The sequence below is a fragment of the Zarconia navalis LEGE 11467 genome, assembly GCF_015207075.1.
Classification (GTDB): domain Bacteria; phylum Cyanobacteriota; class Cyanobacteriia; order Cyanobacteriales; family Geitlerinemataceae; genus Zarconia; species Zarconia navalis.
Window position 1 is genome coordinate 1 of record NZ_JADEXN010000169.1, and the last position, 9,326, is coordinate 9,326.

Below are 9,326 nucleotides of genomic sequence, written 5' to 3' on the forward strand. Positions count from 1 at the left end.
GTTCTCGATAGCCAAGGTCGCGTGATCAACACCTGGTCTGACATCATCAACCGCGCCAACTTGGGAATGGAAGTCATGCACGAGCGCAACGCTCACAACTTCCCCTTAGACTTGGCTGCTGGCGAGTCCGCCCCCGTGGCTTTGACTGCTCCTGCTATCAACGGCTAATTTAGAATATCTCTAAGTTGGACTCTGATACTCAGGTCTAAAGCTTAAAAAGCGCCCTCTCCGAAACGGGGAGGGCGCTTTTTATTGGGGCGATTTTTTTGACGTTTTTCGATGTTTTTTAAGAGCGAGGCGGGACGATCGGTTATGGTTGCAATAGAAGGAAGAAGCAGGATTAAGATAGCGCGATAATCTAGTGGCTTTTCAAAGAAGAACGGGGTTTGAATTTCAAAAAACTAAGTTTCCACGATATTGGATCTTCTTTTTAAGATCGACAAATGTTTTTCGTGCCTAATGTCTAATCGACTCAAAGACTTCTCCTTCGTATTTCAAAATTTCGACAACTCATGATTTGGATATTAGTCTGTTCGGCTTTGGTTTTCCTGATGCAGCCCGGATTTATGTGTCTCGAATCCGGCTTGACGCGCTCCAAAAATAGCATCAACGTCGCCATCAAAAACTTAGCCGACTTTGGTATCTCAGTCATTTGCTTTTGGTTGTTCGGGTATGCCTTCATGTTTGGGGCTTCTCGGGCAGGATGGCTCGGCACGACGGGCTTTTCTCTTAACTTTGAGGCTCCAGCGCCAACTGCTTTCTTTTTATTTCAAGCCATGTTTTGCTCGACTGCAACCACGATCGTCTCGGGAGCGGTTGCCGAGCGGATGAAATTTGAAGCCTACGCGATCGTGGTTATTTTAACGTCGGGTCTGATTTACCCTGTTTTCGGTCATTGGGTTTGGAATGGGAACGATGTCAATACATCGTTGGGCTGGCTGAGTAAACTGGGGTTTGTTGATTTTGCTGGGTCTACCGTCGTTCACGGTATTGGAGCGTGGATTGCTCTGGCAGTTCTGCTTGTTATCGGCCCTCGGACGGGTCGTTTTTCCCCTTCCGGCTCGCGCAGGATTCACGGCTCGAACATCCAGCTTTCGGTGTTGGGAACCCTGTTGTTGTGGATGGGGTGGCTAGGCTTCAACGGCGGCAGCACTCTGACCTTCGACGATCGCGTTCCGGCAATTCTGGTGCATACGATTCTCGCCGGGGCAACGGGAATGACGATCGCCGGAGCAATTGGTTGGTTACAGCACCGAATTTTGGAAGTCGAACTCCTCATCAATGGTTCTTTGGCTGGGTTAGTGGCGATTACTGCCTGCTGCGATGTGGTGAGTACTCCGATTTCGGCGATGGTCGGTGTGGGGGGCGGTGCGGTGATGGTGCTGGTCTCCTATTGGCTCGAACGCTGGCAAATCGACGATGCAGTCGGGGCGATCGCAGTTCATGGCGGTGCGGGTATCTGGGGAACCTTAGCCGTTGCCTTGTTCGGACGATCGCCGTTGCCGAGTACCGAATTGAGTCGTTACGCTCAACTTGGGGTGCAGTTGCTCGGGATTGCAGTGGGGTTTGTCTGGGCTTTTGGGATAACGTACTTGGTTCTGCGGACGGTCGCTCATTTTTTCCCCTTGCGCGTTTCTCCCCAGCAGGAACGGATCGGCTTAAATATTTCCGAACACGGCGCGAGAACCGATCTCTACGATTTGTTGGCGGCAATGGAAACGCAACGCAAAACCCAAGATTTGAGCTTGCGAGTGCCGGTTGAACCCTTTACTCAAGTCGGGGTGATTGCCGATCGCTACAACCAAGCCATCGAAGCCTTAGAAGACGCGGTGACGCGCACCGGCGCGATTGTCAATACCGCCATCAACGGCATGATTACGTTTGCCAAACCGAATTTAGAAATTCTCACCCTCAACCCCAGTGCCGAAGAAATGTTCGGCTATTCCCAAGAAGCATTAGCGGGCAAATTCATGTACCAGCTTTTGCAAGAAGACGGGGAAGTGGGGGCGATCGATCTCGATCGATGGCTGGGGGAAAGATGTCGAGAATTCATCGGATTGCGAGGGGATGGCTCTAAGTTTTACCTCAAAGCAACGATTGTGGAAGTGCATGTCGCTCGAAAATCGTTTTATACCGGAACCTTTGAGGATATCAGCCAGCACAAGCACGCCGAAACCGCACGGCAGAAATCAGCACTGGCGTTGGCAGCCAAAAATCAGGAATTGCAGCAAGCATTGCAGGAACTGCAACAAGCCCAACTCCAGCTAATACAGACAGAAAAAATGTCGAGTTTGGGGCAAATGGTCGCCGGAATTGCCCACGAAATCAATAATCCAGTTAGTTTCATTCATGGCAACCTAACCTACGCGAGCGAGTATACCAACGATTTATTGAGATTGCTGCAAGTCTACCAACAAGAATATCCCGATCCGACGGACAAAATTGCAGCAGAACGAGACGAGATCGATATTGATTTTTTGAGACAAGATTTAGACCAATTACTCCAATCGATGAAGGTGGGGACCGATCGCATTTGCGAAATCGTTCGGTCTCTGCGCACTTTTTCCCGCTTAGATGAAGCCCAAGTGAAGGATATCGATCTTCACGAAAGTCTCGACAGTACCCTGACACTATTACGCCATCGCCTCAAAGCTACACCCCATCGTTCCCAAATCGAGATCGTGCGAGAATACGGTTCCCTACCCCGAGTCGATTGCTACCCCGGACCTCTCAATCAGGTGTTTATGAATCTGCTCGCCAATGCGATCGATGCTTTAGAAGAAACAACGGGGAAAAGGAACGATCTCGAACCCAAAATTTGGATTCGCACCGAAGTGACGAATAAAAACTGGGTGCAAATTGCCATCGCCGACAACGGGTCGGGAATTCCCGAGAAGGTTCGTACCAAGCTATTCGATCCCTTCTTCACCACGAAACCCATTGGTAAGGGGACGGGATTGGGTTTATCGATTAGCTATCAAATTATTGTCGATCGCCACAGAGGCAAACTACAATGCGAGTCCGTACCGGGCGAAGCAACGACTTTTACGATCGAAATTCCCATTCACCAATATTAGAGCGATCGCACTTTTTGATGTCAGATAATTCCTTGACTTCGGTCGAATTCCCCGAGCGGTCGATTCTAAACCATCTCCGATTGAGCTTGAGCTTTGGGTTGCGCTTGCGGCTGGAACTGGAACATCGAGTACACCACGTTCCGGCGAATATCGGTCATCATATCCAAAAACAGTTCGTACCCTTCGCTCTTGTATTCGATTAAGGGGTCTTTCTGGCCGTAACCGCGCAATCCCACCGACTCCCGCAGCGCGTCCATTTGCTGCAAGTGTTCTCGCCACAGGGTATCAATTTGCTGCAAGATAAAGAAGCGTTCCGCTTGGCGCATCAAACCCGGTTGGAGACGATCGACCTGATTTTCTTTGATATCGTAGGCGATCCGCGCTTGTTCGTGGAGGAAGGTCTTAATTTCATCCACCGATAAATCTTCAATTTGGCTCGGTTCGAGATCCGCAAGTAAGTAAACGAACTCTTTGACCTTACTCACGAGTTTATCCAGGTTCCACTCTTCGGAGGGCAACTCGGGATTGATATAGGCATCCACGATGTCGTCCATCGTCTTCTCTGCATAAACGATTACCTGTTCCTTGAGGTCTTGTCCTTCGAGAACCCGACGGCGTTCGGCATAGATGGCGCGCCGCTGGTTGTTCATCACCTCGTCGTACTCGAACACCTGCTTGCGGATGTCGTAGTAGTAGGTTTCCACCTTTTTCTGCGCCCCTTCCAGGGAACGGGTAAGCATTCCCGATTCGATGGGCATATCTTCTTCTACGCGGAAGGCATCCATCAATCCCGATACCCGATCGCCGCCGAAAATCCGCAATAGGTTATCTTGCAAACTCAGGAAGAAGCGAGTCGAACCGGGGTCCCCTTGCCGTCCGGCCCGACCGCGCAATTGGTTGTCCACCCGGCGCGATTCGTGGCGTTCGGTGCCGATGACGTGCAAGCCGCCGAGTTCGATCGTTTCATCGTGTTCGCGATCGGTCAAGGCTTCGTATTCTTGGCGAATGGCGTTGTACACATCTCTGATTTTCTGAATCACCGGATCTTCAGTGGGGGCTTTTTCCGAAGCCACCGCCAGCTTATCCTCTGCCTCCAACTCCGGTAGGTTGCGTTCGCCGTACTCACTCACGGCAAATTCCACGGCTTCCTTGAGTTGGGCTTCGGTTTCCGGGGAAAGCGTCGTCGGGAAAATCTGCGGCGAGACCTTCCAAGTCTTGGGCTTTTTCACTGCATCGAAACCTTGCGCTTTCGATCGCTTTTTCATCCCCGCCACACTCGAGCCGAACTCCCCTTCATCCTCGGGCTTGACGATTCGGGGCATCAGGTATTCCCGCACCTTCAAACGCGCCATAAATTCGGCATTTCCACCGAGGATGATATCCGTTCCCCGACCGGCCATGTTCGTGGCAATGGTCACGGTTCCCCGGCGACCGGCTTGGGCGACGATTTCCGATTCCCGTTCCACGTTCTCCGGCTTGGCGTTGAGGAGGTTGTGGGGCACTTCGAGTTCGCTGAGGAGGCGAGACAGGACTTCCGATTTTTCCACGCTGGTGGTTCCCACCAAGACCGGCCGTCCGGTATCGTGCATCTCGGCGCATTCCTGGGCGACAGCTTTCCACTTCCACTCTTCTTTTTTGTACACCACATCCGAAAGGTCTTGCCGTTTCGGAGGACGGTTGGTGGGAACAATGGTGACTTCGAGGTTGTAGATTTTCTCGAATTCCGCCTCTTCGGTTTTTGCCGTTCCCGTCATTCCCGCCAGTTTCGGGTACAGCAGAAAAAAGTTCTGATAGGTAATCGTGGCCAGGGTTTGGGTTTCCGGTTGGGTTTCCACCCCTTCTTTGGCTTCGATCGCCTGGTGCAAACCATCACTCCAGCGACGACCTGGCATTACCCGCCCGGTAAACTCATCCACGATCGTCACCTCGTCGTTGCGGACGATGTAGTTAACGTTTTTAATAAAGAGCTGTTTAGCTTTAATGGCGTTAAAAATATAGTGCGCCCAGGGGTCGTTAGGATCGTAAAGGTCGCTAACTCCGAGCAACTCTTCCGATCTTGCGAAGCCCTCGTCCGTCAACAGCACGTTGCGTGCCTTTTCGTCTACTTCGTAATCTTTCGGTTCTTCCTCGGTTCCCGGTTCCAACATCTGGGCGACCCCGGCCGCGCGAATGTATTTCTCGCTGGGGCGTTCCACCTGACCGGAAATAATCAACGGCGTGCGGGCTTCATCCACCAGAACCGAATCGACTTCGTCAATAATGCAATAGTTGAAGGGGCGCTGCACCACATCGGCCATGGACGTGGCCATATTATCCCGCAGGTAGTCGAATCCCAGTTCGGAGTTGGTACAGTAGGTGATGTCGCAATTGTAGTTACTGCGGCGCTCTTCGGGACTCATACCCTGTTGGATCAGACCCACGGACAATCCCAAGAATCGATGCACTTGTCCCATCCATTCCGCGTCCCGACGAGCGAGGTAATCGTTGACGGTGACGATATGAACCCCTTTCCCCGTCAATCCGTTCAGGTATGCCGGCAAGGTCGAAACCAGGGTTTTTCCTTCCCCGGTTTTCATCTCGGCAATTTGTCCTTCGTGTAAGATCGTCCCCCCCAAAACTTGCACGTCGAAGTGACGCATTCCCAGCACCCGCCGGGAGGCTTCTCGGACGACGGCAAAGGCTTCTGGGAGAATGTCGGCGAGGATGTCGTTGGTTTCCTCGTCAGAGGTTGCTTTGGCGAGCTTCTGTCTGAATTCGGCGGTCTTCCCCTTCAGTTGGTCGTCGGTGAGGGGGTGAATGTCTTCTTCGAGCAGATTGACATCGACGACGAGGGGTTGGTATTTTTTCAGCTTGCGCGTATTGGGATCGCCGAACAGATTTTTCAGCATGGTGGGGGAAAGGTGTAGGCCGGACTAAGGTAAATTGTTTTTGCATCAGATAGTGAAAGTCTGTGTCTTTCGATGCTATCTGGCTAACTTTATATTTTCATTACATCTTACCACTGCCTTTGAGAATGGGGCGATCGGGGGATGTAGGGATACCCCGAATTGAGTAGGGGAAGCAGGGGAGGCTGGGGGAGAGAAGAAAATGCTAACTCGAGCTTGATTTCTCACGTGTCCTAACCGCCTTGGCGACAGCTACGATCGTGATGGCTGCAACAAAACCCAAATGTCTGAAATCCACCATCGAGCTGGAGTGGAGGTGCTGAGCCTGGGGGATTGGATTACACTGATGCGATCGCGCCTGTCACAAACCGATTTCGGCGTGGTATCGATCGACCCACTCAAAGCGATAAATCTACCGTGATGTTTCATTTTTTTCGCTACTTGTCATCGAGCTGTTGGCGCATCAATACAAAATACAAAATCATTTTGTTCGCGATCGCCATCGAACCCATCCAAAATCCAAAATGAATGCTGAATGCTGATGGCTGAACGCTAGTTACCGAACAACAGCCCCCAAGGCTTGCAATGCCGATTTTTGGGGTTCGGTGAGTCCGGTGGCATCGGTCAAATTTGAGCCTTCGTAGGGGCCGGGGAGTTCGATCGTTCGCAGACATTTCCCCGTTTCTACGTCCCAGACTTTCATTGTTTCATCCTCCGATCCCGTCACGATCGCCCTTCCATCGGGACGAAACGCACTCCACCAAACGATGTGGGTGTGTCCGGTAAGGGGTCTTAGGGGAGTGCTTGCAGGCCAATTCCAGAGTTGGACGGTGCGATCGGCATTGGTACTGGCGAGGATGCTGCCGTCGGGACTGAGGGTCACCTGATGAATGCCGCTGCCCAACTCCGACAACACCTGCAAACATTCCCCAGTTTGGGTATCCCACAGGCGGATGGTGCGATCGTCGCTGCCGCTGATGAGTTGCGTACCGTCGCCGCTAAAGATGACAGTACGGACAAAATCCCCATGTCCGGTCAAAATATTCGCGACTTCCCCGGTTTGAGTATCCCACAGACGGATGGTGCGATCGTCGCTGCCACTGACAAGGCGCGTCCCATCGGGGCTAAATGTGACGGAGTTGAGACCTTCGGAATGTCCGGTGAGGGTTTTGGGGGGAGTCGACCCGAATACACTCCAGATTTTAATGGTGCGATCGCTGCTGCAACTGGCCAGTCGCGTGCCGTCGGGACTAAATGCCACTCGCCAAACGGCCCCACGATGTCCGGTGAGGGTTTGCCAGCAGCGACCTTCCCGCACGTCCCAAATTTTAATGGTGCGATCGATACTACTACTGGCACTGGCGAGAAAGCGACCGTCTCGACTGAACGCCACCGATAATATCACCCCGATATGGTCGGGCCAAGCGTGCAAGCATTCCCCCGTAGCTGTGTCCCAAACCCGGACGATTTTATCGTCGCTACCGCTGGCAATGAGGTTTCCGTCGGGGCTGAAGGCGACGCATTTAATGCTGCTATCGTACCCTTGCCAAGTGGTCAGACATTCCCCCGTTTCGATATTCCACAGCTTCACCGCCCCATCGACGCTGCCGCTGGCGAGAATGTCACCTTGGGGGCTAAAGTCGAGGGAATGCACCCATGCCTGATGTCCGCATAGGAGTTGTCGGCATTCTCCCGTCTGGGGATTCCAGAGGCGAGTGGTATTGTCGATACCGCCGCTGGCGAGGAGTTGCCCGTTGGGATGAAAGCGAATCAGGGCGACACCGTTGCTGTGTCCGGTGAGAGTACGCAGCATTTCCCCCGTTTCGAGGTTCCACAGTTTCAGGGTTTTGTCCCGGCTGCCGCTGGCGAGTAACGTACCGTCGGGGCTAAATGCTACGGAACTCACCCCCCCGAGATGGCTTTCTAAGGTGGCCGAACACAGACCCGTTGCCACATTCCATAATTTAATAGCGCGATCGCGACTGCCGCTGGCGAGGGTTGCACCATCGGGGCTGAAAGCAACGGTGTAGATGCGATGGCGATGTCCCGTTAGTTTCTCGCGGCACTCTCCGGTTTGGGTATCCCACAGGCGAATGGTGCGATCGTAACTGCTACTGGCAAGAGTTTTGCCATCGGGACTCCAGGAAATGGCGCGTACCCGATCGTCGTGTCCGCGCAACACGTTGACACAATGACCGCTGGGGATTTCCCAAAAACGGATGGTTCGATCTTCGCTGCTGCTGGCGAGGATCGAACCATCGGGGCTGAAGGCGACCGATCGCACCCAGGCGGTGTGTCCGGGTAACACCAGTAAGGGTTTGCCCGTGACGACATCCCAAACCCGCACTTCCCCCCGCGCTTCTCCGGTGGCGAGTCGGGTGCCGTCGGGGCTGAAGGCGACGGTAAAGACACTGCTGAGAAAGTTGGAAAAGATGCAATCTTGGAAGTGGGAACCCTGGAAATTGACCTCGTGTAGAGTCATGCCTTGGAGGTAGGCTTGGCGGATGGTTAAGCCAGAAAAATCCACTCGATCGAGGATTTTATTGAAGTAGAGGAGTAGATCTAAAAGGTTGGCGGCGGCGTAGGAATTCCCGCGAGGTGATGTGGTTTTCAGGGCGGCGAGACTCGCTCGAATTGGCTCGAAGTCGCTAGAAAATCGATCGGCGATCGGCTTTAGAATTAACCGGGTTTGGGTTTCGCGAATGTAATCTTTGGCGGTGGCTTTGATGAAGGTGTATCGATCTAAAACGTCAAATTGATGGGTATGAATTTCAGCGATCGCTTCTTCTACAAGGCGATCGAGAATGTATTCCATCACCACGTTTTGCAGGGTAAATCCCCCGTCAACAGTTTCGACAAGCGATCGATGTTTCAGGTTTTCCAAACTTTCGAGCAATCGAGACAGGGAAGGTTCCGGAAGGATATCTTCTCGTAATTGGGCGATCGTTATCGGTTCGCGTTCGATCGCCAGCCAAAAAACAATCGTGCGATCGAATTCCGAAAGGCGATCGATTTGGGTTTCTAGCAGTTTCCCAATACCGTTGAAAATCGTCGTACCCTGGGCTAGAAAATCGGAAACGCTGCCAGAAAAAAGTTGAACGATCGAGGTGGCAATAATTTTTAAGGCTAAAGGACTGCCCCCGTATAGATCCACCAATTCTATAAGTCGATCGGGGGTTCCCGTGACTCCTTTATCCTGCAAAATTTTTAACGCCGCCGACTGCAAACCGGTGAGTTGCAAACTGCGTACCGGCAAACTTTCTCCTTCGGAAATTGCCACTTCCTGGGGCTTTTCTCGACTGGTTAATAGCAGGCTGCTTTGATGGAACGAACCGCCAATTCGCCGAAATAAATGGCCGTAGTC

4 protein-coding genes and 1 pseudogene are annotated in these 9,326 nt (G+C 52.5%); 3 read left to right on the forward strand and 2 right to left on the reverse strand.

Annotated elements, in window-relative coordinates; all coding sequences use genetic code 11:
* Positions 1–168, forward strand: a pseudogene (locus IQ235_RS10745) (photosystem II q(b) protein); the annotation flags it as partial.
* 344 nt (positions 169–512) lie between these two features.
* Positions 513–3,077 (forward strand): ammonium transporter, encoded by a 2,565-nt coding sequence (amt, locus tag IQ235_RS10750; RefSeq protein ID WP_264321466.1) that lies wholly within the window; start codon positions 513–515, stop codon positions 3,075–3,077.
* A 65-nt stretch (positions 3,078–3,142) separates the two neighbouring features.
* On the opposite strand, the gene secA is transcribed toward amt, so the two are convergent.
* Entirely contained in the window at positions 3,143–5,965 is a 2,823-nt protein-coding gene (gene secA, locus IQ235_RS10755) for a preprotein translocase subunit SecA (RefSeq protein WP_264321467.1), read from the reverse strand.
* Positions 5,966–6,245: 280 nt separating this feature from the next.
* Here secA and IQ235_RS10760 point away from each other — a divergent pair, with 280 nt between their 5' ends.
* Entirely contained in the window at positions 6,246–6,383 is a 138-nt protein-coding gene (locus IQ235_RS10760; protein ID WP_264321468.1) for a hypothetical protein, read from the forward strand.
* A gap of 135 nt (positions 6,384–6,518) precedes the next feature.
* Here IQ235_RS10760 and IQ235_RS10765 read toward each other — a convergent pair.
* The coding region (locus IQ235_RS10765; protein ID WP_264321469.1) for a WD40 domain-containing protein at positions 6,519–9,326 on the reverse strand (2,808 nt) is incomplete at its 5' end.